Origin of the sequence: Microbacterium jejuense, assembly GCF_039544225.1 — a bacterium.
GTDB lineage: Bacteria > Actinomycetota > Actinomycetes > Actinomycetales > Microbacteriaceae > Microbacterium > Microbacterium jejuense.
Map to the genome: position 1 here is coordinate 107,106 of NZ_BAABLG010000013.1, position 22,379 is coordinate 129,484.

Annotated in this window: 23 protein-coding genes; 4 read left to right on the forward strand and 19 right to left on the reverse strand. The window is 70.4% G+C overall.

Features of this window, described 5'->3' with window-relative positions; translation table 11 throughout:
- Nucleotides 1-85: 85 nt before the first annotated feature.
- Nucleotides 86-1,486 carry a dipeptidase gene (locus tag ABEA46_RS19495; RefSeq protein WP_345547005.1) on the reverse strand — a complete coding sequence of 467 codons (1,401 nt, stop codon included), beginning with the start codon at nucleotides 1,484-1,486 and terminating at the stop codon, nucleotides 86-88.
- A gap of 69 nt (nucleotides 1,487-1,555) precedes the next feature.
- Between ABEA46_RS19495 and ABEA46_RS19500 the strand changes: the two genes are divergently transcribed.
- Nucleotides 1,556-2,137, forward strand: a complete 582-nt coding sequence (locus ABEA46_RS19500; RefSeq protein WP_345547006.1) for a DUF3043 domain-containing protein — start codon at nucleotides 1,556-1,558, stop codon at nucleotides 2,135-2,137.
- Nucleotides 2,138-2,161: 24 nt separating this feature from the next.
- Here the strand turns inward: ABEA46_RS19500 and ABEA46_RS19505 are convergent, their stop codons facing one another.
- The 8 genes from ABEA46_RS19505 to ABEA46_RS19540 form a co-directional block, all read right to left on the reverse strand.
- A complete protein-coding gene (locus ABEA46_RS19505; RefSeq protein WP_345547007.1) occupies nucleotides 2,162-3,187 on the reverse strand; it encodes a quinone-dependent dihydroorotate dehydrogenase in 1,026 nt (341 codons plus the stop codon).
- A 26-nt stretch (nucleotides 3,188-3,213) separates the two neighbouring features.
- Nucleotides 3,214-3,708, reverse strand: a complete 495-nt coding sequence (gene nrdR, locus ABEA46_RS19510) for a transcriptional regulator NrdR (RefSeq protein ID WP_345547008.1) — start codon at nucleotides 3,706-3,708, stop codon at nucleotides 3,214-3,216.
- A gap of 12 nt (nucleotides 3,709-3,720) precedes the next feature.
- Nucleotides 3,721-5,070: a histidinol dehydrogenase gene (gene hisD / locus ABEA46_RS19515; RefSeq protein ID WP_345547010.1), complete on the reverse strand. Its 1,350-nt coding sequence runs from the start codon at nucleotides 5,068-5,070 to the stop codon at nucleotides 3,721-3,723.
- Between the two features lie 30 nt (nucleotides 5,071-5,100).
- The gene (locus ABEA46_RS19520) at nucleotides 5,101-6,261 is read right to left on the reverse strand and encodes a hypothetical protein (RefSeq protein ID WP_345547011.1); all 1,161 of its coding nucleotides are present in this window, start codon (nucleotides 6,259-6,261) and stop codon (nucleotides 5,101-5,103) included.
- A 114-nt stretch (nucleotides 6,262-6,375) separates the two neighbouring features.
- Nucleotides 6,376-9,846: a DNA polymerase III subunit alpha gene (gene dnaE / locus ABEA46_RS19525; RefSeq protein ID WP_425563238.1), complete on the reverse strand. Its 3,471-nt coding sequence runs from the start codon at nucleotides 9,844-9,846 to the stop codon at nucleotides 6,376-6,378.
- 149 nt (nucleotides 9,847-9,995) lie between these two features.
- Entirely contained in the window at nucleotides 9,996-10,739 is a 744-nt protein-coding gene (locus tag ABEA46_RS19530) for an RNA polymerase sigma factor (protein WP_345547015.1), read from the reverse strand.
- Nucleotides 10,740-10,781: 42 nt separating this feature from the next.
- Nucleotides 10,782-11,231, reverse strand: a complete 450-nt coding sequence (locus tag ABEA46_RS19535) for a DinB family protein (RefSeq protein WP_345547017.1) — start codon at nucleotides 11,229-11,231, stop codon at nucleotides 10,782-10,784.
- Nucleotides 11,232-11,240: 9 nt separating this feature from the next.
- Nucleotides 11,241-11,810 (reverse strand): GNAT family N-acetyltransferase, encoded by a 570-nt coding sequence (locus ABEA46_RS19540; protein ID WP_345547019.1) that lies wholly within the window; start codon nucleotides 11,808-11,810, stop codon nucleotides 11,241-11,243.
- Between the two features lie 58 nt (nucleotides 11,811-11,868).
- Here ABEA46_RS19540 and ABEA46_RS19545 point away from each other — a divergent pair, with 58 nt between their 5' ends.
- Nucleotides 11,869-12,342, forward strand: coding sequence for an NUDIX hydrolase (locus ABEA46_RS19545; RefSeq protein WP_345547021.1), 474 nt, complete (start codon nucleotides 11,869-11,871; stop codon nucleotides 12,340-12,342).
- Nucleotides 12,343-12,366: 24 nt separating this feature from the next.
- Here the strand turns inward: ABEA46_RS19545 and ABEA46_RS19550 are convergent, their stop codons facing one another.
- The 9 genes from ABEA46_RS19550 to murC all read right to left on the reverse strand — a co-directional run bounded on the left by ABEA46_RS19550 (nucleotide 12,367) and on the right by murC (nucleotide 19,861).
- Nucleotides 12,367-13,287 carry an RluA family pseudouridine synthase gene (locus ABEA46_RS19550; RefSeq protein ID WP_345547023.1) on the reverse strand — a complete coding sequence of 307 codons (921 nt, stop codon included), beginning with the start codon at nucleotides 13,285-13,287 and terminating at the stop codon, nucleotides 12,367-12,369.
- Between the two features lies 1 nt (nucleotide 13,288).
- Nucleotides 13,289-13,879, reverse strand: coding sequence for a signal peptidase II (gene lspA, locus ABEA46_RS19555; RefSeq protein WP_345547025.1), 591 nt, complete (start codon nucleotides 13,877-13,879; stop codon nucleotides 13,289-13,291).
- 3 nt (nucleotides 13,880-13,882) lie between these two features.
- Nucleotides 13,883-14,464 carry a DivIVA domain-containing protein gene (locus ABEA46_RS19560; RefSeq protein ID WP_345547027.1) on the reverse strand — a complete coding sequence of 194 codons (582 nt, stop codon included), beginning with the start codon at nucleotides 14,462-14,464 and terminating at the stop codon, nucleotides 13,883-13,885.
- 141 nt (nucleotides 14,465-14,605) lie between these two features.
- The gene (locus tag ABEA46_RS19565) at nucleotides 14,606-14,905 is read right to left on the reverse strand and encodes a YggT family protein (protein ID WP_141893493.1); all 300 of its coding nucleotides are present in this window, start codon (nucleotides 14,903-14,905) and stop codon (nucleotides 14,606-14,608) included.
- A gap of 9 nt (nucleotides 14,906-14,914) precedes the next feature.
- Nucleotides 14,915-15,379, reverse strand: coding sequence for a cell division protein SepF (locus tag ABEA46_RS19570; protein WP_191170739.1), 465 nt, complete (start codon nucleotides 15,377-15,379; stop codon nucleotides 14,915-14,917).
- Between the two features lie 32 nt (nucleotides 15,380-15,411).
- A complete protein-coding gene (locus ABEA46_RS19575) occupies nucleotides 15,412-16,095 on the reverse strand; it encodes a YggS family pyridoxal phosphate-dependent enzyme (protein WP_345547029.1) in 684 nt (227 codons plus the stop codon).
- Nucleotides 16,096-17,253 carry a cell division protein FtsZ gene (gene ftsZ / locus ABEA46_RS19580; protein ID WP_345547032.1) on the reverse strand — a complete coding sequence of 386 codons (1,158 nt, stop codon included), beginning with the start codon at nucleotides 17,251-17,253 and terminating at the stop codon, nucleotides 16,096-16,098.
- A 160-nt stretch (nucleotides 17,254-17,413) separates the two neighbouring features.
- Nucleotides 17,414-18,433: an FtsQ-type POTRA domain-containing protein gene (locus ABEA46_RS19585; RefSeq protein WP_345547034.1), complete on the reverse strand. Its 1,020-nt coding sequence runs from the start codon at nucleotides 18,431-18,433 to the stop codon at nucleotides 17,414-17,416.
- Between the two features lie 6 nt (nucleotides 18,434-18,439).
- Nucleotides 18,440-19,861, reverse strand: a complete 1,422-nt coding sequence (gene murC / locus ABEA46_RS19590) for a UDP-N-acetylmuramate--L-alanine ligase (protein WP_345547036.1) — start codon at nucleotides 19,859-19,861, stop codon at nucleotides 18,440-18,442.
- 117 nt (nucleotides 19,862-19,978) lie between these two features.
- On the opposite strand from murC, the gene ABEA46_RS19595 reads away from it, so the two are divergent.
- A complete protein-coding gene (locus ABEA46_RS19595; protein WP_345547038.1) occupies nucleotides 19,979-20,899 on the forward strand; it encodes a hypothetical protein in 921 nt (306 codons plus the stop codon).
- Nucleotides 20,896-21,267 carry a GntR family transcriptional regulator gene (locus ABEA46_RS19600; protein ID WP_345547040.1) on the forward strand — a complete coding sequence of 124 codons (372 nt, stop codon included), beginning with the start codon at nucleotides 20,896-20,898 and terminating at the stop codon, nucleotides 21,265-21,267. The genes ABEA46_RS19595 and ABEA46_RS19600 overlap by 4 nt, the downstream gene beginning before the upstream one ends.
- Before the next feature lie 5 nt (nucleotides 21,268-21,272).
- Here the strand turns inward: ABEA46_RS19600 and ABEA46_RS19605 are convergent, their stop codons facing one another.
- Nucleotides 21,273-22,358 (reverse strand): UDP-N-acetylglucosamine--N-acetylmuramyl-(pentapeptide) pyrophosphoryl-undecaprenol N-acetylglucosamine transferase, encoded by a 1,086-nt coding sequence (locus ABEA46_RS19605; RefSeq protein ID WP_345547041.1) that lies wholly within the window; start codon nucleotides 22,356-22,358, stop codon nucleotides 21,273-21,275.
- Nucleotides 22,359-22,379 lie beyond the last annotated feature (21 nt).

Genomic DNA, 22,379 nt, shown 5'->3' on the forward strand with positions numbered 1-22,379 from the left:
GCCGCCTGGATCGTTCATCCACTGCCGGCGGCGGGATGCCTCGATTCTACGCGCGCCCGCCGCCGGAAGGTCTGAATGCCGCCTTTCAGGCGTCCGCGGTGCGCGCGTCGAGCTTCTCCAGCAGGAGCGCCTCCGACAGCACGGCGTTGCGGAACGTGTCCAGATGCAGCGACTCGTTCGGGCTGTGGGCCCGCGCGTGCGGGTCCTCGACACCCGTGACGAGGATCTGCGCCCCCGGGAATTCGCGCACCAGGTCCGCGATGAACGGGATGGATCCCCCGACGCCGATGTCGACCGATTCGACGCCGTAGCCCTCGTGCAGCGCCGCGCGCGCCGCCTCGACGGCCCACCCCGACGTGTCGACGAGGAACGGGTTGCCGTAGTCCTGGTCGGTGAACTCCAGCTGCGCGCCGAACGGCGCGTGCGCGCGCAGGTGCGCCTCGATCGCGGCGTACGCGTCGCGGGCCGTCTGGCCCGGGGCGACGCGCGCGCTGATGACCACGGTGATCTCGGGGCTGAGCGTGTTCGAGGCGTTGACGACGCTCGGCGCGTCGATGCCCGTCACGGTGATGGAGGGCTTGTTCCAGATGCGGCTGAGGATCGTGCCGGTCCCGGCGGGCGAGACGCCGGCGGGAAGGCCGGACTCGTCGCGCAGGGTCTCCTCGCTGTACTCGGGCGTGACGGCATCCCGTTCGGTCATGCCGGCCACCGCGACGGCGCCGTCCTCGTCCCACAGCGTCGAGAGCAGCTTGACGGTGGCCATCATCGCGTCGGGCACCGCGCCGCCGAACATCCCGGAGTGCGACGCGTGCTCGAGCGTGCGCACGCGCAGCGTGAAGCGGGTGTTGCCGCGCAGCGACACCGTGAGGGCGGGCGTCCTGTCGTCCCAGTTGCCGGAGTCGGCGACCACGATGACGTCGGCGCGCAGCGCGTCGGCGTTGTCCGAGAGGAACTGGGCGAACGAGCGCGAGCCCGCCTCCTCCTCCCCCTCGAAGAACAGCGCCACGCCGAGGTCGAAGTCCGCGCCGAGCGCCTCCTTCAGCGCACGCAGCGACGCGATGTGCGCCATGATCCCGGCCTTGTCGTCGGCGGCCCCTCGGCCGTACAGCCGGCCGTCGCGGACTGTCGGCTCGAAGGGCGGCGACTCCCACAGCGCCTCGTCGCCGACCGGCTGCACGTCGTGGTGCGCGTACAGCAGGATCGTCGGGCGCCCGTTGCGTGCCGCGCGCGTGGCCAGCACGGCGGGGTTGCCCTGCTCCCCCGTCTCGGGGATCACGGCGGTGCGGATCTCGACGGTCTCGAACAGTCCGGTCTCGCGCACGAGCCCTGCGACCGCTTCGGCGCTGCGCTGCACCTGCGACGGGTCGAAGCCCGGGAAGGCGATCGACGGGATCCGCACGAGGGCGCCGAGATCGGCGAGGGCGGAAGGGATGCCGGAGGCCGCGGCGTCACGCACAGCCTCCTGTCGGGAGAGCTCAGAGGTCATGCGGGTAATCTTAAGGGGCACCCCTTCTTTCTAAGGGGCACCCCTTCTTTCGCATCCCGAGGATCAGCCGTGGCCAAGAATTCCGCACCCGCGCCGAACGACGCACCTTCCGAGGGCACCGTCCTCAACGGCGAGCCCGCCGGGAAGGGACGCGCGACCCCGACCCGAGCCGAGCAGGAGGCCGCCCGCAAGCGCCCGCTCGTGCCCGACACCAAAGAGGCGAAGGCGCGTGCCAAGGCCGACCTCGCCGCCCAGCGCGACAAGGCCCGCATCGGCATGGCCAACGGCGACCCGCGCTACCTCCCCGCCCGCGACCAGGGCGCGCAGCGCAAGTTCGTTCGCGACTGGGTCGACGCCGGCTGGCACCTCGGCGAGATCGTCATGCCCGCCATGGTGCTCGTGATCCTCGCGACCTTCGTGAACATCCCCGCGCTGCAGTTCTACGCGTTCGTGGGCCTGTGGATCTTCATCATCTTCGTCATCGGCGACATGGTGCTCACGTCGATCCTGGTCAAGCGCGCGGTGAAGAAGAAGTTCGGCGCCGACAAGCTCGAGAAGGGCCTCGGCTGGTACGCGGCGATGCGCACCGTGCAGATGCGCTTCCTGCGTCTGCCCAAGCCCCAGGTCAAGCGCGGGCAGAAGCCGGCCTGAGCCGGCTCCCCCGCCGTCGCGGGCTCAGCGCGCGATGCGGAGCCCGCGATTGATCTGCCGCGCCCACAGCGGACCGCGGTAGAGGAACGCCGTGTAGCCCTGCACCAGGTCGGCACCGGCATCCACTCGCTCCTGCACATCCGCGGCGGTCTCGACGCCGCCGACCGAGATCACGCAGAACTCTGCGGGGACGCTCGCGCGCAGCAGCCGCAGCACCTCGAGCGCGCGCGCCTTCAGCGGAGCGCCGGACAGCCCGCCGTCGCCCGCGGCGGCGACAGTCGCCGCGTCGGTCGCGAGACCCTCGCGCGAGATCGTGGTGTTCGTGGCGATGATGCCGGCGAGCCCCGCGTCGACGGCGAGCTGGGCGATCGCGGTGATCTCGTCGTCGGGCAGGTCGGGGGCGATCTTGACGAGCAGGGGCGTCGCCCCGGCGGCCTCGTGCACGGCCTCCAGGAGGGGACGCAGCGTCTCGACGGCCTGCAGGCCGCGCAGCCCCGGCGTGTTCGGCGACGACACGTTGACCACGAGGTAGTCGGCCAGCGGCGCCAGCAGCGTCGCGCTGCGGACGTAGTCGGCCGTCGCGTCGGCGACGTCGACCACCCGGCTCTTGCCGATGTTGACGCCGAGGACCGCACGGCGCGCGCGCTTGCGGAGCGTGCGCAGCCGCGCCGCCGCCGCCTCGGCTCCGTGGTTGTTGAAGCCCATGCGGTTGACGACGGCCCGGTCGGGGATCAGGCGGAACAGGCGCGGACGCGGGTTGCCGTCCTGCGGGATCGCGGTCACGGTGCCGACCTCGACGTGGCCGAAGCCGAGCGCATAGAGTCCCGCGGCACCCTTCACGTCCTTGTCGAAGCCCGCCGCGACGCCGAACGACGAGTCGAAGCGCAGCCCGAGTGCTGTCGTCGCCAGCTCGGGAGCCGGCCGGGTCACGGCGCGCGCGGCCCAGGAGAAGGGCGGGACGCCGAGGATGCGGATGACGCGCATCGCAGCGTGGTGGGCGGACTCGGGGTCCATACGCGACAGCACGGTGCGGAAGAGAAGGGGATACATCCCTTCTAGGTTACTGGGGACGCGCCTCAGTCTTCGGCGGCCGTCGCCTCGTCGACGCGGTCGGCCGCCGCACGCCGGTGGTCCACACGCAGCTGCTCGATCGCGGACTCGAAGTCCTCGAGCGAGTCGAACGCCTGGTACACGCTCGCGAAGCGCAGGTACGCCACCTCGTCGAGCTCGCGCAGCGGCCCCAGGATCGCCAGGCCGATCTCGTTCGCATCGAGCTGCGACGCGCCGGTCTGCCGGATGCTCTCTTCGACGGTCTGGGCGAGCACCGCGAGGTCGGCGTCGGTGACGGGGCGCCCCTGGCACGCCTTGCGCACGCCCGACATGACCTTCTCGCGGCTGAACGGCTCGATGACGCCCGACCGTTTGATCACGTTGAGGCTCGCCGTCTCGATGGTCGTGAACCGGCCGCCGCACTCGGGGCACTGTCGACGTCGGCGGATGCTGAGGCCGTCGTCGCTCGTGCGCGAGTCGATTACGCGCGAGTCGGCGTGGCGGCAGAACGGGCAGTGCATGACGGATTCAGCCTACGCCGGGACCTCGGGTGCGGATGCGGCACCCGCCGGAGGAGTGGATGCCGCCTCGAAACGCGCCGTGACGGCCTCACCGTGCGCGGGCAGGGCCTCGGCCTCTGCGAGGGTCACGATCGCGTCCCGCACCTCGGCGAGGGCGGCGCGGTCGTACTCGATGATCTGCTGCGGCCGCAGGAAGGTCGCCGCCGACAGACCGGACGAGTATCGCGCCTGGCCGCCGGTCGGCAGGACGTGGTTGCTGCCGGCGAGGTAGTCGCCGAGGCTCACGGGGGAATCGGGGCCGACGAACACGGCGCCGGCGTGGACGAACTCGTCGACGCGGGGGTCGGCGAGGTGCAGCTCGAGGTGCTCGGGGGCGTAGGCGTTGCTGAACGCCGTCGCCGTGGCGAGGTCGTCGACGAGCACGACGGCGGACTGCGGGCCGGCGAGGGCGGCGGCGACGCGCTCGGAGTGACGGGTCGCGGCGGCGCGCGGAGCGATCGCGACGATCACGTCGTCGGCCAGGCGTGCCGAGTCGGTGACGAGCACCGCCGAGGCCTGCTCGTCGTGCTCGGCCTGGCTGATGAGGTCGGCGGCGACCAGCCGTGCGTCGGCACTGTCGTCGGCGACGATGAGGATCTCGGTGGCGCCGGCCTCGGCGTCCGTGCCGACGAGCCCCGCAACGGCGCGCTTGGCGGCCGCGACGAAGTTGTTGCCGGGGCCGGTCACGACATCGACCGGTGCGAGATCGAGCGAGGGCACGCCGTGGGCGAGTGCGCCGATCGCCCCGGCGCCTCCCATCGCATAGACCTCGGTGACGCCGAGGAGCTTGGCCGCGCCCAGGATCACCGGGTGCACGCGTCCGCCGAACTCGCGTTGCGGCGGCGAAGCGAGGGCGATCTCGGCGACCCCCGCGACCTGTGCGGGCACCACGTTCATGACGACGCTCGACGGGTAGACCGCTTTGCCGCCGGGCACGTACAGGCCGACGCGGCGCACCGGCTGCCAGCGCTGCAGCACCCGGGCACCCGGACCGAGCTCGGTGACCACCGGGGCGGGCACCTGTGCGGCGGACGCCTCGCGCACGCGCACGATCGCCTGCTCGAGCGCGGCGCGCACGGCGGGATCGAGCGCCTCCAGCGCCTCGTCGAGGTGCGATGCGGGGACGCGGATGTCGTGGCCGATCGCTCCGTCGAAGCGTTGGGCCTGCTCGCGCAGTGCCGTCTCGCCGCGGGTCGCGACGTCGTCGACGATGTGCGCGGCGGTCGCGAACGCCTCCTCCCGCGCCGCAGTGGCACGGGGAACTGTCGCGAGCAGTTCGGCAGGCGTCAAGGCTCGCCCGCGCAGGTCGATCGTCCGGAGCATCCGTCTACGGTACCGCGCGGGCGGCGCCCCTCAGCCGCGCGTGACGCCCGAGACGTCGTGCAGGTAGCCGATGCGGCCGTCCTCGTGGCGCACCACGAAGACCTCGCCACGATCTTCGATGACCAGCGCCCACGCGGTCGGGCCGATGCGGAACACCGGGATGCCGATCTCGTCGACGATGTCGCGCTCTTCGGGCACAAGGGCCCAGAACGCCTGGTGCTGCGGCGCAGCGGCGGGCTCGGGCTCCGGCTCGGGAGCGGGCTCAGGCGCGGGAGCGGGCTGCGCGGCAGGCTCGGGCCCGACGGCAGCAGCCGCGGGCTCGGCGGGAGCCGCGACGGCCTCCGGCTCCGCCGGCACTGCTTCGGCGGCCTCGACTGTCGACATCACGGCGGTCGGGGCATCCGCACCGGCGCCGGCCGCGACCACATCCCCGTCGGCGTCCCAGTAGGGCGCGACGTCGGCGTTCCCGGCCGCGGCGGATTCGGCCGCAGATTCCGCCGAAGCGGTGTAGTCGGCATAGACGAGCGGGGCTTCGGCCTCGACTGGCGCGGCCGGGGCGGGCGCGACCGGGCGCGGCGACACCGCGCGCGGAGCGCGGGCCACACGGTGGGCAGGCACCTCGGCACGGCCGACGAAGTCCTCGGCGAACGGCGGGATGAACGGGGCGAGGACCGTCAGGAACACCCCTGCGAGCATCATGACGAACGCGACCCACACGACCCAGGTGCCGGCGAAGATCCGGCCGCCCAGGAACGTGACGAAAGAGTTCCAGATGATCGCGAGCCACAGGATGGTCGCCACCGAGAACGCGACCGAGGCGAACTGGTCGATGCCCAGCGAGCCGACCCGGCGGATGCCCTGCGGCGAGAGGCGGCGCAGCACGATGAGGAAGACGGCGACGGTGGGCACGCCGATGGTCAGCAGCCAGTCGATGCCGCTCCCCCACACCGTGATGCCGCTGCCGATCTCGCCGTAGACCGGGAAGAAGGAGGCGATGAACGCGATCAGCCAGACGCCGGCGAGCGAGACTTCGCGGATCGAGAAGGGACCGACGCCGTACTGCGGCGCCTGTTCGGGGGTGGTGGTGTCGTCGGAGGCGGTGGCCTCCTCGGTGATCGTGTCGACCGGAGCCGGTGCGTCGGCGGCGTCCTCACGCCTGTTCTCATAGGTGTACTCGTCCGTCACGATCATCCCTTCCGGCGGCCTCCCGAGGCCCGCTTCGCCCTGATATTACCCACGACGCATGAGACGTCGATGAGATCCGGTGTGCCGCGTGACGCCCTTCGTCACGCGGGCTCGACGAGCTCAGCCGAGGCACTGCGGGCCGAGAAGACCCTTGAGCTCGCCGTACAGATCCGGTGTGATGCGCACGGGGTGCGGCACCTCGAAAACCTTCGCGACAGCCCCGCTGTGGAGCTTGAGCGACACCTCGGTGTCGCCCGCGTGCCGCTGCAGCGTCTGCAGCAGCTCGCCGATCACGGCCTCGCTCGCACGGCGCTCGGGCATGAGCAGGACGAGGCCGCTGGACTCGTCCAGCGCGCCCAGATCCGGGCTGAAGGCGGACTGCGCGTGCAGGTTCATGCCGTCGTCGCGGCGCGACACCCGGCCGCGGACCACGAGGATCGAGTCGGCCACCAGCATGTGCTGGAACTCGGTGTAGGTCTTGCCCATGTACATGACCGTGATCTCACCGTCGAAGTCCTCGACGGTGATCATCCCGTACGGGTTGCCGCTCTGCTTGGCGACGCGATGCTGCACGCTCGTCACCAGCCCCGCGATCGTCACCATCTCGCCGTCCGCGATGTCTTCGGACGCCAGCAGGTCGTGGATGTTCGTCGACGCGTGCTTCGCGAGCGGGATCTCGAGCCCGGCGAGCGGATGGTCCGACACGTAGAGACCGAGCATCTCGCGCTCGAAGGCGAGCTTGTCTTTCTTCGTCCACTCCGGCCGCTCGGGCACCTTGGCCGACTGCTGCGGCTCGTCGTCGCCCCACAGCGCGTCGAAGTCGAACCCGACCTCGCCGTTGGCCTCGCGGCGCTTGTCGAGCACGGCCGCCTCGGTGGCGTCCTCGTGGATCTCCATGAGGGCACGGCGGGTCGATCCGAGCGAGTCGAACGCGCCGGCCTTGATGAGCGACTCAACGGTCCGCTTGTTGGCGACGTGGACCGGCACCTTCGAGAGGAAGTCGTGGAAGCTCGTGAAGGTCGTGTCTGCGCGGGAGGCGACGATGCCGTCGACGACGTTCGCGCCGACGTTGCGCACCGCGCCCAGGCCGAAGCGGATGTCTTCGCCGACGGCCGCGAAGTACCGGATCGACTGTCCGACGTCGGGCGGCAGCACCTTGATGCCCATGCGGCGGCACTCGTTGAGGTACACCGCCATCTTGTCCTTCGAGTCGCCCACGCTGGTCAGCAGCGCGGCCATGTACTCGGCGGGATAGTGCGCCTTGAGGTAGGCGGTCCAGTACGAGACGAGGCCGTAGGCGGCGGAGTGCGCCTTGTTGAAGGCATAGTCCGAGAAGGGCAGCAGGATGTCCCACAGGGCCTGGATCGCCGCCTCGCCGAAGCCGCGCTCCTTCATGCCGCCCGCGAAGCCCTCGTACTGCTTGTCGAGCTCGGACTTCTTCTTCTTGCCCATCGCGCGGCGCAGGATGTCTGCTTGGCCGAGCGAGAAGCCGGCGACCTTCTGCGCGATCGCCATGACCTGCTCCTGATAGATGATCAGGCCGTAGCTGATGTCGAGGATGTCCTTCAACGGCTCCTCGAGCTCCGGATGGATCGGCGTCACAGGCTGCAGGCCGTTCTTGCGCAGCGCGTAGTTCGTGTGCGAGTTCGCGCCCATGGGGCCGGGGCGATACAGGGCGATGACGGCCGACACGTCTTCGAAGTTGTCGGGCTTCATGAGACGCAGGAGCGATCGCATCGGTCCGCCATCGAGCTGGAACACGCCGAGCGTGTCGCCGCGGGTCAGCAGGTCGTACGCAGGGCGGTCGTCGAGCGCGAGATGCTCGAGGTCGAGCTCCTCGCCGCGGTTCAGGCGGATGTTGTCGAGCGCGTCCGAGATGATCGTGAGATTGCGCAGCCCCAGGAAGTCCATCTTGATGAGGCCGAGCGTCTCGCATGACGGGTAGTCGAACTGCGTGACGATCTGGCCGTCCTGCTCGCGACGCATGATGGGGATGATGTCGAGCAGCGGCTCGGACGACATGATCACGCCGGCCGCGTGCACGCCCCACTGGCGCTTGAGCCCTTCGAGCCCGAGCGCGCGGTCGAAGACCGTCTTCGCCTCGGGGTCGGTGTCGATGAGCGTGCGGAACTCGACGGCTTCTTTGTAACGGGGATGCTGCGGGTCGAACATGCCGTCCAGCGGCATGTCCTTGCCCATCACGGCCGGCGGCATCGCCTTGGTCAGCCGCTCCCCCATGCTGAACGGGAAGCCGAGCACGCGGCCCGCGTCCTTCAGCGCCTGCTTCGACTTGATCGTGCCGTACGTCACGATCTGGGCGACGCGCTCGGAGCCGTACTTCGCGGTGACGTAGTCGATCACCTCGCCGCGACGACGATCGTCGAAGTCGACGTCGAAGTCAGGCATCGAGACGCGGTCGGGGTTGAGGAAGCGCTCGAAGATGAGGCCGTGCTCGAGCGGGTCGAGGTCGGTGATCTTCATCGCGTAGGCGACCATCGAGCCGGCACCCGAACCACGACCCGGACCGACGCGGATCCCGTGGTCCTTGGCCCAGTTGATGAAGTCGGCGACCACCAGGAAGTAGCCGGGGAACCCCATCTGCAGGATGATGCCGGTCTCGTACTCGGCCTGCTTGCGGACCTTGTCGGGGATGCCCTCGGGGTAGCGGTAGTGCAGGCCGCGCTCGACCTCTTTGATCAGCCAGCTGTCTTCGGTCTCGCCGTCGGGCACCGGGAAGCGCGGCATGTAGTTGGCCGACGTGTTGAACTCGACCTTGCAGCGCTCGGCGATCAGCAGCGTGTTGTCGCACGCCTCGGGGTGATCGCGGAAGAGCTGCCGCATCTCTTGAGCGGTCTTGATGTAGTACCCGTCGCCGTCGAACTTGAACCGGTTGGGGTCGTCGAGCGTCGAGCCTGACTGCACGCACAGCAGCGCCGCATGGGCATCGGCCTCGTGCTGGTGCGTGTAGTGCGAGTCGTTCGTCGCGACCAGCGGGATGTCGAGGTCCTTCGCGAGGCGCAGCAGATCGGTCATGATCCGGCGCTCGATCGAGAGGCCGTGGTCCATGATCTCGGCGAAGTAGTTCTCTTTGCCGAAGATGTCCTGGAACTCGGCCGCGGCCGCGCGGGCGGCGTCGTACTGGCCGAGCCGCAGCCGGGTCTGCACCTCGCCGGACGGGCAGCCCGTCGTCGCGATGAGCCCCTTGCCGTAGGTCTGCAGCAGCTCGCGGTCCATGCGGGGCTTGAAGTAGTAGCCCTCCATGCTCGACAGCGAGCTCAGGCGGAACAGGTTGTGCATGCCCGCGGTGTTCTCGCTCCACAGCGTCATGTGCGTGTAGGCGCCGGAGCCCGACACGTCGTCGCTCTTCTGCTCGGGCGAACCCCACGCCACCCGCGACTTGTCGCTGCGGTGCGTGCCCGGCGTGACGTACGCCTCGAGGCCGATGATCGGGTTGACGCCGGCCGCCTGCGCGGCCCGGTAGAACTCGAACGCGGCGAACGTGTTGCCGTGGTCGGTGACCGCGATCGCCGGCATCCCGTACTCGGCGGCCGCCTGCGTCATCGCCCCGATCTTCGCGGCTCCGTCGAGCATCGAGTACTCGCTGTGCACGTGCAGATGGACGAAGGAATCGGATGCCACGCCACGAGTCTACGGATGCCCACGGACACCGCGACCGGCCCCGCCGGGTGTCGGCAGGACCGGTCGCGGAGGTCGATTCACCCTCGAGTTCAGGGTGAAGGTCAGGGCGCGGAGTCGACCACTGCGATCTCGGCCGTCGTGCGGCTGGTCCACCCGCCGGAGCCTGCGCCGGCATCCGCACCGTAGGGCCACGATGTCACCTCGAGGACGTAACCCCGCGCCGTGTCGAGCGTGAACTCGATCGGTGCAGCATCGCCGTCCTGCCTCACCCGCGCGTACCGGAGCGTCGTGCGATCGCCGGAGGTGGCGACGACATCGACATGGTCGAGCGTGGCGAACGCGCGGAGCATCGAGGCGCGCGCCGCGGCCGGTGCAAGGTTGAACACCGCGACATCGCTGATCGTCTCGGCGAAGTAGTGCGCCAGTCCCTCGGCGTCGCCTTCGCCGTCATAGCGCCGGGAGAACCAGTCGATGGCGCCCGGGACATCGGAAGGCAGATCGGCGTACAGATCGCGGTCATCGAGGTAGTACTCGAAGGTGCCGCCGTCTCCCCCGGCGGAGGCCTCGAACGACCGCCACTGTCGGGCCTCGGCGGCGTGGTGCTTCTTGATGACGCGGGAGGCGATCCCGAGCAGCCACGGTCGCGCGGACTCCCCTGTCGTGTCGAAGTCGCCGCGCCGCCGGAACGCGACCAGCATGGTCTCGCTCAGCACGTCCTCGGCGGCGTCGACGCCCACCCGGCGCGCCGCGAACCCGCCGATCACGCGCGCGTGCCGCTCGAACAGCTCCGCGAACGCGGCAGGGTCGTCGGCGGAGCGCCGGATGATGTCGCTGTCTGTACTCACATCAAGGATTGCCGGATGCCGCGCCTCCGGTTCACGGAAAGGTCAGAAGTCCTCGTCGAGCGCGTACTGCTGCTGCCACGTGTGCGGGCGATCGATTCCGAGGCCGTACAGGTAGCGGATGAGCTGGCCCTGGTGCATGGTCTCGTGCTCGAGCAGCGCGATGACATACCGCAGCGAGTCCTCGTCGGACGGGTCGATGCCGACCACCCACTCGTCGACGTCGGCGGCGGTCTGGACGAACGCGGCGCGCACCGTCGCGGCATCCGCCGATCCGTCCCGGTCGATCGGGCTCGAGAACCCCTGCCAGCTTCCTGCCCGCGCGGCCTTCTGGAAGCTCTCGCGGGCGCCGAGCACGCACCACAGCTGGTGGCCCACGGTGTCGGAGGGGAGGCCTGGCAGACGCGAGCCGAGGTGCTCGGCAGGGATCGTGTCGAGGAAGTCGAGGTACAGCGTGTTCGCGCGCTCGTGGCGGCGACGGAGGAGCTGGTTCACGCGTCCACGCTAGAGCGCGCGGCGCATGAGCACACGGGGGAAGCCCGCGAGAACGGACTCGGTGTCGGCGGCCTTGGCGAACCCGGCCTGCTCGAACAGCCGCCGCGTGCCCACATACGCCATCGTCAGGTCGACCTTCGCGCCGTCGTTGTCGACCGGGTAGCCCTCGATCGCCGGCGCACCCTGTGCGCGCGCGAATTCAACGGCGCCGTCGATGAGCGCGTGCATGACGCCCTTCTTGCGGTGCCCGGGCCGCACCCGGAAGCACCACAGCGACCACACGTCCTGGTCGTCGACGTGCGGGATCTTGCGGTTTCTCGCGAACGAAGTGTCGCGCCGCGGGTGCACCGCCGCCCACCCGACGACCTCGTCACCGTCGTACGCGAGCACACCCGGCGGCGGGTCTTCGCCGCACAGTTCGCGCACACGCTCCGCGCGGTCCGTCCCGAGAAGCGAGCGGCTCTCCTTCGACCCGACGCGGTAGCTCAAGCAGAAGCACACGGTGGAGTCGGGGTTCTTCGGTCCGACGACCGCCGCCACGTCGTCGAACACCACGGCAGGTCTCACCTCTATCACCATCGCACCACTATGGCCGAGGCATCCGACATCGGGCAGGGCCCGCGCTTAGGCTGACCCCATGCCGACCCCTGACTTCGTCCTCGAACTGCGCCGTCACATCGGCACGACAGCACTGCCGCTCGTCGGCGCGACAGCGGTCGTGCTGCGCGGGGGTCAGGTGCTGCTCGGCCGTCGCAGCGACAACGGCGCACTCACCCCCATCACCGGCATCGTCGAGCCCGGAGAGGAGCCTGCCGACGCCGCCGTGCGCGAGACGCTCGAAGAGGCGGGCGTCGTGTGCCGCGTCGAGCGTCTGGCGTGGGTGCACCAGCTGCCGCGCGTCGTCTACCCCCACGGCGACGAGGTCGACTACCTCGACCTCGTGTTCCGCTGCCAGTGGGTCTCGGGCGAGCCGCAGCCCGTCGACGGCGAGATGACGGAGGTCGGCTGGTACGACCTCGACGACCTGCCGCCGCTGGAGCTGCAGGACATGTACCGCCGCATCGAGCTTGCGCGCGCCGACGGGCCCGCGAGGTTCGAGGGCGGCCGCTGACCCGGCCGCCGGAGCGCGCTCAGGTCAGTCGCCGCGCAGCACCTCGAGCGCGTGGGCGAGGTCGGCCGGGTAGTCCGACGTGAAGGTCACCCAGTCCCCCGACGTCGGGTGCGCGAACGAGAGCTCGTGCGCGTGCAGCCACTGCCGCGTGAGTCCGAGGCGGGCCGACAGGGTGGGGTCGCCGCCGTAGAGCGGATCGCCCACGCAGGGGTGGCGGTGGGCGGCCATATGCACACGGATCTGATGCGTGCGCCCCGTCTCGAGGTGGATCTCGAGCAGCGACGCTCTCGGGAACGCCTCGAGCGTCTCGTAGTGGGTCACCGAGTCCTTGCCGTCAGGGGTGACGGCGAACTTCCATGAATGCGAGGGGTGGCGGCCGATGGGTGCGTCGATCGTGCCGGCGAGCGGGTCAGGATGCCCCTGCACGACGGCATGGTAGATCTTCTCGACCTCGCGCTCCTTGAAGGCCCGCTTGAGCGCGACATACGCGCGCTCGGTCTTGGCGACCACCATGAGACCGCTCGTGCCGACATCCAGGCGATGCACGACGCCCTGACGCTCCGCCGCGCCGGTCGTCGCGATGCGGTAGCCGCCGGCCGCGAGGGCGCCGAGCACCGTCGGCCCCTCCCAGCCCAAGGACGGGTGGGCGGCGACCCCGGACGGCTTGTCGACCACGACGATGTCGTCGTCGTCGTACGCGATGCCGAGCTCAGGCACCTCGACCGGCACGATGCGAGGCTCCTCCTTCGGCGCCCACGACACGTCGAGCCAGGCGCCGCCGCGCAGCTTGTCGGACTTCGCGAGGGTGCGCCCGTCCATCGCCACGCCGCCGGCCTCGGCGACCTCGGCCGCGAACGTGCGCGAGAACCCGAGCATCTTTGCGAGGGCGGCGTCCACCCTGGTGCCGTCGAGCCCGTCGGGCACGGGAAGACTGCGCGACTCCATGTCAGTCCTCAGTCGTCGCGGACCCGGATGCCGCGGCATCCGCCTCTTCGACCGTCGCGCGCTTCTCACGCGAGCCGTCGAAGTGGAGTCCGACGAGCACCAGGATCGCCACGCCGATCATCATCGACACGATGAACATGTCGGCGATGTTGTAGATCCCGCCGGGCATGCCCGGGATGAACCACATCCACGGGGTGTCGATGAAGTCGACCACGTGGCCGACCCCGAACCCGGGGTCGCGGAACAGACGGTCGCCGAGGTTGCCCAGCACGCCGCCGAGCAGCAGGCCCAGCGCGACGGCCCACAGCCTCGAGCGCACCCGGGTCGCGGCGAGCCACACGATCACGATCGCGACGGCCGACAGCGCGATCGTGAAGATCCACGTGGCGTCCGCACCGAGCGAGAACGCGGCGCCCGAGTTGCGGGTGAGATAGAAGATCAGGAAGTCGCCGATGACATGCACCGGCTCCTGGTAGGGAAGATTCTCCAGAGCGAAGTGCTTCGCCAACTGGTCGGCGGCCAGCACCGTCAGCGCGAGGATCGCGATGAGGGTGCCGGCCGCCGCCGGACGAAGGGGTGCTCGGCCCGACAAGGGTTAGAGGCCCAGCGACGAGACCGGCTGAGCGCCGGACGTCGTCGCCGTGGTCTCGAGGTCGCGCAGCTTGCCCTCGATGTAGCTGCGCAGCTGAGCGCGGTAGTCGCGCTCGAAGTTGCGGAGCTCGGTGATCTTGCTCTCGAGGCCGGCACGCTCTCGGTCGAGCTTGGCGAGCTCTTCGCGACCGCGGGTCTCGGCGTCCGAGACGATGCTGGCGGCCTGCGACTTGGCCTCCGAGATGAGCTGGTCGCGCTGCGCGATGCCCTCGGCGACGTGCTCGTCGTGCAGACGCTGGGCCAGCTCGATGATGCCCGCGCTCGCGGCGGGGGCGGCGCCGGTGGCCGGCGCGGCCTCGACGACGGGTGCGGGGGCGGGAGCGGGCTCCGGCGCCTTCGCGGGGGCAGCGGCACCCGACTCGTACGCGGCCAGCTTGGCCTTCAGTTCCTCGTTCTCGGCGAGGGCCTTGCGCCACTCGACGACGATCTCGTCCAGGAAGTCGTCCACCTCGTCCGGGTCGAAGCCCTCCTTGAAGCGGACGTGCTGGAACTGCTTGGTGACGACGTCATCGGGGGACAAAGCCATGGTGATTCCTCTTTCGAGCGTCTGGGCCGATGTCGGTGCGACCGCCGGTCGGCGGCCGTTCGTATCAGCAAAGCATAGCCGCGGGTTCTGAGAGTGTCGAAGAACGACGACTCCCGGGTGACTCCCGGCGAGGCGATCCGATCAGCCGGCGAGGGCCCGCGTGATGCTCAGCAGCACGAAGCACAGGAGCATCGTCAGGGCGAACCCGAAATCGATGGCGATCGCCCCGATCCGCAGCGGCGGGATGAACCGGCGGAACAGCTTGATGGGCGGGTCGGTGACCGTGTAGACGATCTCGGCGGCCACGAGACCGGCGCCGTGCGGGCGCCATTCACGGTTGAAGAACGGGATCCAGTCGAGGATCAGCCGCGCAAGCAGAACGAAGACGTACAGGAGCAGCGCGAGGTTGAGGATCGCTGCGATGAGTGAGACGACTGCCACGTAGCCAGATTACGGCTGCGAGAACGGAACCGAGTCCGGATCCGCCTGTGCCACCGCACCGTCACCGGACACCGCGACGTTCTCGGGCGACAGCAGGAACACCTTGCTGGTCACCCGTTCGATGCGCCCGTAGAGTCCGAGCGACAGTCCGCTCGCGAAGTCGATCAGGCGTCGCGCGTCGGCATCGCTCATCTGCGACAGGTTGATGATGACGGGGATGCCGTCACGGAAGTTCTCGGCGATGACCTGGGCGTCTCGGTACTGCTTGGGGTGGACGGTCAGGATCTCGTTGATGGCCGCCGGAGCGGGCTGGCGGACGACGGTGGGGCGATGGATCGGGGTCACGGGGGCTGCCGCCTTCTCTACGACCTTCTCGGAGGTGCGGGCACGCGGCTGCGGTGCCGGCTCTTCGTAGACCTCTTCCTCGTCGGCGAGGCCCAGGTACACCATGGTCTTCTTGAGCGGGTTCGACATCGCATCCTCCGTAGTGCTCATCTGTTCCGAGGTTAACCGCGTAGTGGCCGGGGGCCGGTGATTGCCGACCCGATGCGAAGGTGTGTCGCGCCGGCCGCGATGGCCTCGGCGAAGTCGGCGGTCATGCCCGCCGAGATCCATTCCGCATCGGGTACGACGGTGAGAACGGCGTCCGAGAGCGCCCGCAGCCGGGCGAACGCGGGGGCCGGCGGCTCGTCGAGCGGCGCGACCGCCATGACGCCGCGAACCCGCAGCGACGACAGTCTCGCGGTGTGCTCGGCGAGGGAGACGAGATCGTCGGGCGCGACGCCGCCGCGGCCCGGGTCGTCGGTGAGGTTCACCTGCAGCAGCACGTCGAGCACGGGCTCGCCGGGCTCGGCGGCGGCATGCAGGGCGTCGGCGAGGCGGGCACGGTCGAGCGAGTGCACCGCCGAGGAGGCCGCGCGGATCGCACGCGCTTTGTTGGTCTGCGCCTGTCCGATGAAGTGCCAGCGCAGACCTTCGCGGTCGCCGACCTCGGCGACCTTGCGGCTGAGCTCCTGCTGGCGGTTCTCCCCCACGTCGCGCACGCCGAGACCGTACAGCTCTTCGACGAGCGACGCCGGGTGGAACTTCGTCACCACGATGCGGGTGAGAGCGGACGGATCGCGGCCTGCCGCGCGTGCGGCATCCGCGATCCGCCCGTCCACCTCCGCGAGGCGGGCTGCGAGCGACACTTACTTCAGGAAGTCGGGGATGTCGAGGTCGTCGTCACTGAACGCCGAGTCGTAGGACGACTCGGTGACGGCGCCGACGCTCACGGCCACCGGCACCGCCGGCTGCTCGACGACGTCGCGGTCCTTGGCGGCCTCTTCGGCGGGCGTCACCGGCAGCGCGGGCGTCGAGACGACGCGCGCCGCGGTGATGGGCTCGAGGCGCGCCTGCGGCTCGCCGCCGTCGAAGCCGGCCGCGATGACTGTGACGCGCACCTCGTCGCCGAGGGTGTCGTCGATGACCGTGCCGAAGATGATGTTCGCCTCGGGGTGCGCCGCCTCTTTGACGAGCTGCGCGGCATCGTTGATCTCGAAGATGCCGAGGTTCGATCCGCCCTGGATCGACAGCAGCACACCGTGTGCGCCCTCGATCGAGGCTTCGAGCAGCGGCGATTCGACGGCGAGCTCGGCGGCCTTGATGGCGCGGTCGGCTCCCCGGGCCGAGCCGATGCCCATGAGCGCCGATCCCGCACCCTGCATGACCGACTTGACGTCGGCGAAGTCGAGGTTGATGAGACCGGGCGTCGTGATGAGGTCGGTGATGCCCTGCACACCGGCGAGGAGCACCTGGTCGGCCGTGGCGAACGCCTCGATCATCGAGATGCCGCGGTCGCTGATCTCGAGCAGTCGGTCGTTGGGCACGACGATGAGGGTGTCGACCTCTTCTTTGAGGCGCGCGACGCCGGACTCGGCCTGCTGCTGGCGGCGACGGCCCTCGAACGAGAACGGCTTCGTCACGACGCCGATCGTGAGTGCTCCTATCGACTTCGCGATCTTCGCGACCACCGGAGCGCCGCCGGTTCCGGTACCGCCGCCCTCGCCGGCCGTGACGAAGACCATGTCGGCGCCGCGCAGCGCCTCTTCGATCTCCTCGGCGTGGTCCTCTGCGGCGCGGCGGCCCACCTCCGGGTCGGCGCCGGCGCCGAGACCGCGGGTGAGCTCGCGCCCGACGTCGAGCTTGACGTCGGCATCGCTCATGAGCAGCGCCTGGGCGTCCGTGTTGATCGCGATGAACTCGACGCCGCGCAGTCCGAGCTCGATCATGCGGTTGACCGCGTTGACGCCGCCGCCGCCGACGCCGACGACCTTGATCACGGCGAGGTAGTTCTGGTTCTGGCTCATGCCGGCCCCCTGGCTTGTAAACCTTCAACCTCTAGTAGAGGTATAAAGAATTGCCCGGTATGCAATTCCGCTGAGTCGAAAGTAAGCGGCCGCCGCGCCTCAGGCCGGAAGGAGTCGGCGTGTCGCGCCAACCGGTGAGGCAAATGCGGTGCGTCGTGCGTCAGCGGACGACGACGGCGTCCGGCGAGGACACGTCGTAGGTGTAGACGTCCTGCGGCGGTCGGGCCGCCATGATCGTCTGCAGGCGCAGCGCCTTGTCGGCCGAGCGCTCGGCATTGCCCCAGACCACCTCGGTATCGGTGTCGCCCAGCGTGAGCGTGACGTCGTCGGGAGTGGATGCCGTGACCGCCGTGACCTGCGCACGGATGTCGTCGGGCAGCGACCGCATCACCTGACCGGCGGCGGCGAACGCGTCGGAGTCCACGCCTCCGGTGATCGTGAGCACGGGCGTGCCGGCGGCCGGCGTCGCGGTCGTCGACAGCGCGACGCCTGCCGCGTCGACGAGGGTGTAGCCGGCACGGGTCTCGATCAGTCCGACCGGGGTGCGCTCGACGATGCGGACCACGAGCTCGTGCGGCGGACGCGCCTCCAGCGCATAGGTCTCGACGAGGGGGAAGGCGACGAGCGCCTTCTTGACCGCGCTCTCGTCGACCAGCGGCAGCGGGGTGCCGAGCTGGCCCGACAGGGCATGCGCCACGTCTGCCGCGTTCAGCTGCTGGGCTCCGACGATCGAGATCTTCTCGACCCCGAACAGCGGGCTGTACGCCGCGCCGATGGTGCCGAGGGCGAGGAGGATGAGGGATGCCGCCGCCCCGAGCCAGATCGCGCGCCGGCGCCGCTGACGCACCGTGAATCGGCGCACTTCGGCGCGCAGCGCCTTGCGGCGCGCCCGTGCGGCCTTCCAGACCTCTCGGAAGCCGACCTCAGGGTCATCGGTGTCCCCGGCGTCGGGCGCGGGACCGGGGGCGGCGCTCTCCGCCGTGAGGGCCAGCGGGATGACCGGCGCAGTAGTGTTCGCGTCGACCTGGATCGGCGCGTCGTCGACCTTCCGCCCACGCGGGGCGCGGGCATCCACGTCTTCGACGTCGTCGACCACCACGGCCCGTGTCGCGGGCGCGTCCGCCGCACCCGCACCGCGCGTGGCGGCGGGCGGCTGCGGCAGCGGTGACGGTCGACGCATGCGGGCCTACTCCCCCGATGCCGACGGGACCGAGGGCGAACCCGCGAGAGCCTCGAGCACCTGCGGGATGATGAGATAGACGTTGCCGCAGCCGAGGGTGATGACGTAGTCGCCCTCGCGGGCAACCGATGCGGTGTAGTCGGCCGCCTCCTGCCAGTCCGGCACGAAGTGCACGTGCGACGGGTCGGCGAACGCGCCGCTGACGAGTTCGCCCGTGACGCCGGGCACCGGGTCTTCGCGCGCGCCGTAGACGTCGAGCATCACGGTGTGGTCGGCGTAGCGCTCGAGCACCTCGGCGAACTCGCGGTACATCTCCTGTGTCCGCGAGTACGTGTGCGGCTGCTGGATGGCGATGATGCGTCCGTCGCCCACGACCGTGCGGGCCGCGGCGAGAGCGGCGGCGACCTCGGTCGGGTGGTGCGCGTAGTCGTCGAAGACGCTGACGCCCCGCTCGACACCGTGCAGCTCGAAGCGGCGGATCGTGCCGGCGAATCCCTCGACGGCCCGCACGGCCGGCTCGAGGTCGTGGCCGAGGGTGAGCAGCACCGCGACCGCGCCCGCCGCGTTGATCGCGTTGTGGGCGCCGGGGATCGGCAGCTGCGCGTCGACGGCGGCGCCGTCGTGCGTGATCCGGAACGAGACCGGGCCGTCGGTGACGATGTCGCTCACGCGCACGTCGGCGTCGGGGGCCTCGCCGAAGGTCACGACGTTCGGGTGGGTCAGCTGCGCGGTCACGAGCTGCGCGCCGGCGTCGTCTGACGAGATCACGACGGCCTCGCGGGCCTCGTTCGCGAACCGGGCGAACGCGGCGTAGAACGCGTCGCGCGTGCCCCAGTGGTCGAGATGGTCGGGGTCGACGTTCGTGATGAGCGCGATCGACGTGTCGTAGAGCAGGAACGTGCCGTCGGACTCGTCTGCCTCGATCACGAAGACGTCGTCGGATCCGGTGCCGCTCGACACGCCCAGCTGCGCGATGACGCCGCCGTTGACGAAGGTCGGGTCGACGGCGAGATCCCGGAGCGCCGTGACGAGCATGCCGGTCGACGTGGTCTTGCCGTGGGCCCCGGCGACCGACACCAGGCGGCGTCCGCCGATCAGCCAGTACAGTGCCTGCGAGCGGTGGATGACGTGCAGCCCGCGCTCCTTGGCGAGCACGAACTCGGGGTTCTCGGGCCAGATCGCGCCGGTGTGCACCACCGTGTCGACGTCGTCGGCGAGGTTCGCGGCGTCGTGGCCGACGTGCACTGTCGCGCCGAGCTCGGCGAGCTCGCGCAGCGCCGTGCTGTCGGCGCGGTCGGACCCCGACACGCGGATGCCGCGCTCCAGGAACATGCGGGCGAGCCCCGACATGCCGGATCCGCCGATTCCGATGAAGTGGGCGGCGGTGATGTCGTCGGGAATGGGAAGACTGAGATCGGGTCTGATCATGACCCGTCAATCCTAAGTTGGCCCACGGATGCCGTGGCCCCGGCGCGCCCGAGGGCACCGGGTGGCGGCATCCATTCTGTATTGACACATTGATACAGAACGCGACACAATGAACTCATGGAGCGAACCACGCTGTTGTTCAACATCCTCGCCATGGGCATCCTCGCCGTCGTCCTGATCGTCATGCTCTTCGTGATGACCGGCAACGCGGCGGCGTACCGACGAGCGGATGCGCTGTCGCGAGGATTGCGGCTCCCCTACGGCACCGCCGCGACGCGCGATGTGATCGCGGCGCGCGGTCGACGAAGCATGGTGTGGACGCTCGCGGGCGCCGTCGTCGGGCTGTGCTTCACCGTTCCGTTCCTCGCGACGCCGCTCGGCGATGAGATGTACTTCCTCATCGCGGCAGGCATCCCGCTCATCGTCGTTCCGGCAGTCACGGTCCAGGTCGTCATCAACCTGCGTGAGCGCCTGTTCCGCCCCGCACCCGACGTACCCCGCGTGGCACGGCTCACGCGCATGCATGTGCGCGACTATCTCGGCCGTGCGCGACTGCGCGCACCGTGGATGTTCGCCGCGATCCTGGCGGCCGTCGCCGTCGCGGTGGTGGCCTCGAGATGGATCGCTCCCGCGAGCGTGGACGACACGGCCCTCGTCGCTTTCGCCGTCGTGACGGTCATCGCGGGGGCGCTTCAGGCCGCGCGCCCGATGCTCGCCCGCCTGGTGCTGGATCAGCCGCAGCCCGCGGCGGACACGCTTGAGCTCGCGTGGGACGATGCCCTTCGCACCGGCACCCTGAGCAGTCTGTCGCTCGCGAGCTGTCAGCTCTCGGGTGTGGCCATCGGGCTGGGCACGATCGCCCTGGTGGGTCCCGGCAGCCTGTGGGCAGCGATGGCCATGCAGCTTCCGACCTGGGGCATCCTCGTTCCCCAGTTCATCTACCAGGGATGGAACGGCCAGCTCCCTCTGCAGCCCGCGCTCTACCCGGACTGGCTGCGCAGGCCGGCTGCCGTCGGCGCCGAGGGGAGCCCCGCATGATCGTCATCGACCCGTCCTCCGCGGTCCCGCCGTTCGAGCAGTTGCGTACGGGGCTCGTCGACGCCGTCGCGTCCGGCGAGCTCGCGGCCGGCGAGAGGCTGCCGACGGTACGCCGCCTGGCCGAGGACCTCGGCATCGCGCCGGGTACCGTGGCGCGCGCCTACCGCGAGCTGGAGGCGGCCGGGATCATCGAGACCCGCGGTCGCAACGGCACGTTCGTGGCGTTCGACGCCGATCCTGCGCGGCAGCAGCTGCAGCGCGCGGCCGTGGCGTTCGCGGCGCAGGTGCGCGAACTGCGCCTCGACACCGACGAGGCGCTCGCGATCGTGGCGGCGGCGCTGCGCTCGGCAGGGCCCGCCACCGCGTAGCCGGGTCAGCCCCGCAGCGCGTCGTCGATCAGTGCGACGACGTTGGCGGTGCCGTCCTTGATGCCGATGGATGCCGCGGCCTCCGCCATCGCGGTGCGCCGGGCCTCGTCGGCCAGCAGCGGCACGACCTCGGTGCGCACGCTGTCGCGGGTGAAGCCGCCATCCGGGATCAGCGCCGCGGCACCGGCGCGCACCGCCGAAGACGCGTTCAGCGCCTGTTCGCCGTTGCCCACCGCGTACGGCACGTAGAGCGTCGGGATGCCGAGTGCGCTGATCTCGCTGACCGTCGCGGCTCCCGCGCGCGAGACGACGACGTCGGCCAGCGCGAACGCGAGGTCCATGCGGTCGAGATAGCGCACCATGGCGTAGCCGGGCACTCCCGGGTCGGCCAGCTCCGACCGCTCCCCCGTCGCGTGCAGCAGCTGCCAGCCGGCGTCCAGCACGTCGCGCCAGGCGCCGCCGTGCCCTTCGCCGAACGCCTCGTTGAGGCGCTGCGCGCCCAGCGACCCGCCGAACACCAACAGCACCGGCTTCGCGGCATCCAGCCCGAAGTACGCCGCAGCCTCGGCACGGAGGCCGGCGCGGTCGAGGGTCACGATCTCGTCGCGCAGCGGCATCCCCACCACGCGCGAACGCTTGAGCGGAGTGCCCTCGAACGCCACGCCGACCTGGGCCGCGCGGCGGGCGCCGAGCACGTTGGCCAGCCCCGGGCGCGCGTTGGCCTCGTGCACGACGAACGGCACGCGCTCCCGACGGGCGGCGACGTAGGCAGGCGCCGACGCGTATCCGCCGAAGCCGACCACGACGTCGACGCCCCGCTCGGCGATGTGGCGGCGCACCTGTCCGATGGCACGCTGGAACCGTGCCGGGAAGGCCGCGGCCGCACCGTTCGGGCGCCGCGGGAACGGCACCTTGTCGACGATCAGCAGCTCGTAGCCGCGCTCGGGCACGAGTCGCGCCTCGAGGCCCTCGCGCGTGCCGAGGACGAGCACCTCGGCCTCGGGGTCGCGGGCGCGCAGCGCGTCGGCCACGGCCAGGAGCGGGTTGACGTGTCCGGCGGTGCCGCCGCCGGCGAGGAGATACGTCGTCACTCCCCGAGCCTACCCGGGGTG

Excerpts from the sequence above, each read along its gene's own strand:
- ABEA46_RS19495 (WP_345547005.1), bottom strand. The coding sequence starts at position 1,486 with ATGACCTCTGAGCTCTCCCGACAGGAGGCTGTGCGTGACGCCGCGGCC.
- ABEA46_RS19505 (WP_345547007.1), bottom strand. The coding sequence starts at position 3,187 with ATGTATCCCCTTCTCTTCCGCACCGTGCTGTCGCGTATGGACCCCGAG.
- nrdR (WP_345547008.1), bottom strand. The coding sequence starts at position 3,708 with ATGCACTGCCCGTTCTGCCGCCACGCCGACTCGCGCGTAATCGACTCG.
- hisD (WP_345547010.1), bottom strand. The coding sequence starts at position 5,070 with ATGCTCCGGACGATCGACCTGCGCGGGCGAGCCTTGACGCCTGCCGAA.
- ABEA46_RS19520 (WP_345547011.1), bottom strand. The coding sequence starts at position 6,261 with ATGATCGTGACGGACGAGTACACCTATGAGAACAGGCGTGAGGACGCC.
- dnaE (WP_425563238.1), bottom strand. The coding sequence starts at position 9,846 with ATGCTCGACGGAGCCGCGAAGATCGGGGCGATGACGCAGGCGGCCGCC.
- ABEA46_RS19540 (WP_345547019.1), bottom strand. The coding sequence starts at position 11,810 with ATGGTGATAGAGGTGAGACCTGCCGTGGTGTTCGACGACGTGGCGGCG.
- ABEA46_RS19545 (WP_345547021.1), top strand. The coding sequence starts at position 11,869 with ATGCCGACCCCTGACTTCGTCCTCGAACTGCGCCGTCACATCGGCACG.
- ABEA46_RS19550 (WP_345547023.1), bottom strand. The coding sequence starts at position 13,287 with ATGGAGTCGCGCAGTCTTCCCGTGCCCGACGGGCTCGACGGCACCAGG.
- ABEA46_RS19560 (WP_345547027.1), bottom strand. The coding sequence starts at position 14,464 with ATGGCTTTGTCCCCCGATGACGTCGTCACCAAGCAGTTCCAGCACGTC.
- ABEA46_RS19570 (WP_191170739.1), bottom strand. The coding sequence starts at position 15,379 with ATGTCGAACCCGCTCAAGAAGACCATGGTGTACCTGGGCCTCGCCGAC.
- ftsZ (WP_345547032.1), bottom strand. The coding sequence starts at position 17,253 with ATGAGCCAGAACCAGAACTACCTCGCCGTGATCAAGGTCGTCGGCGTC.
- ABEA46_RS19585 (WP_345547034.1), bottom strand. The coding sequence starts at position 18,433 with ATGCGTCGACCGTCACCGCTGCCGCAGCCGCCCGCCGCCACGCGCGGT.
- murC (WP_345547036.1), bottom strand. The coding sequence starts at position 19,861 with ATGATCAGACCCGATCTCAGTCTTCCCATTCCCGACGACATCACCGCC.
- ABEA46_RS19595 (WP_345547038.1), top strand. The coding sequence starts at position 19,979 with ATGGAGCGAACCACGCTGTTGTTCAACATCCTCGCCATGGGCATCCTC.
- ABEA46_RS19600 (WP_345547040.1), top strand. The coding sequence starts at position 20,896 with ATGATCGTCATCGACCCGTCCTCCGCGGTCCCGCCGTTCGAGCAGTTG.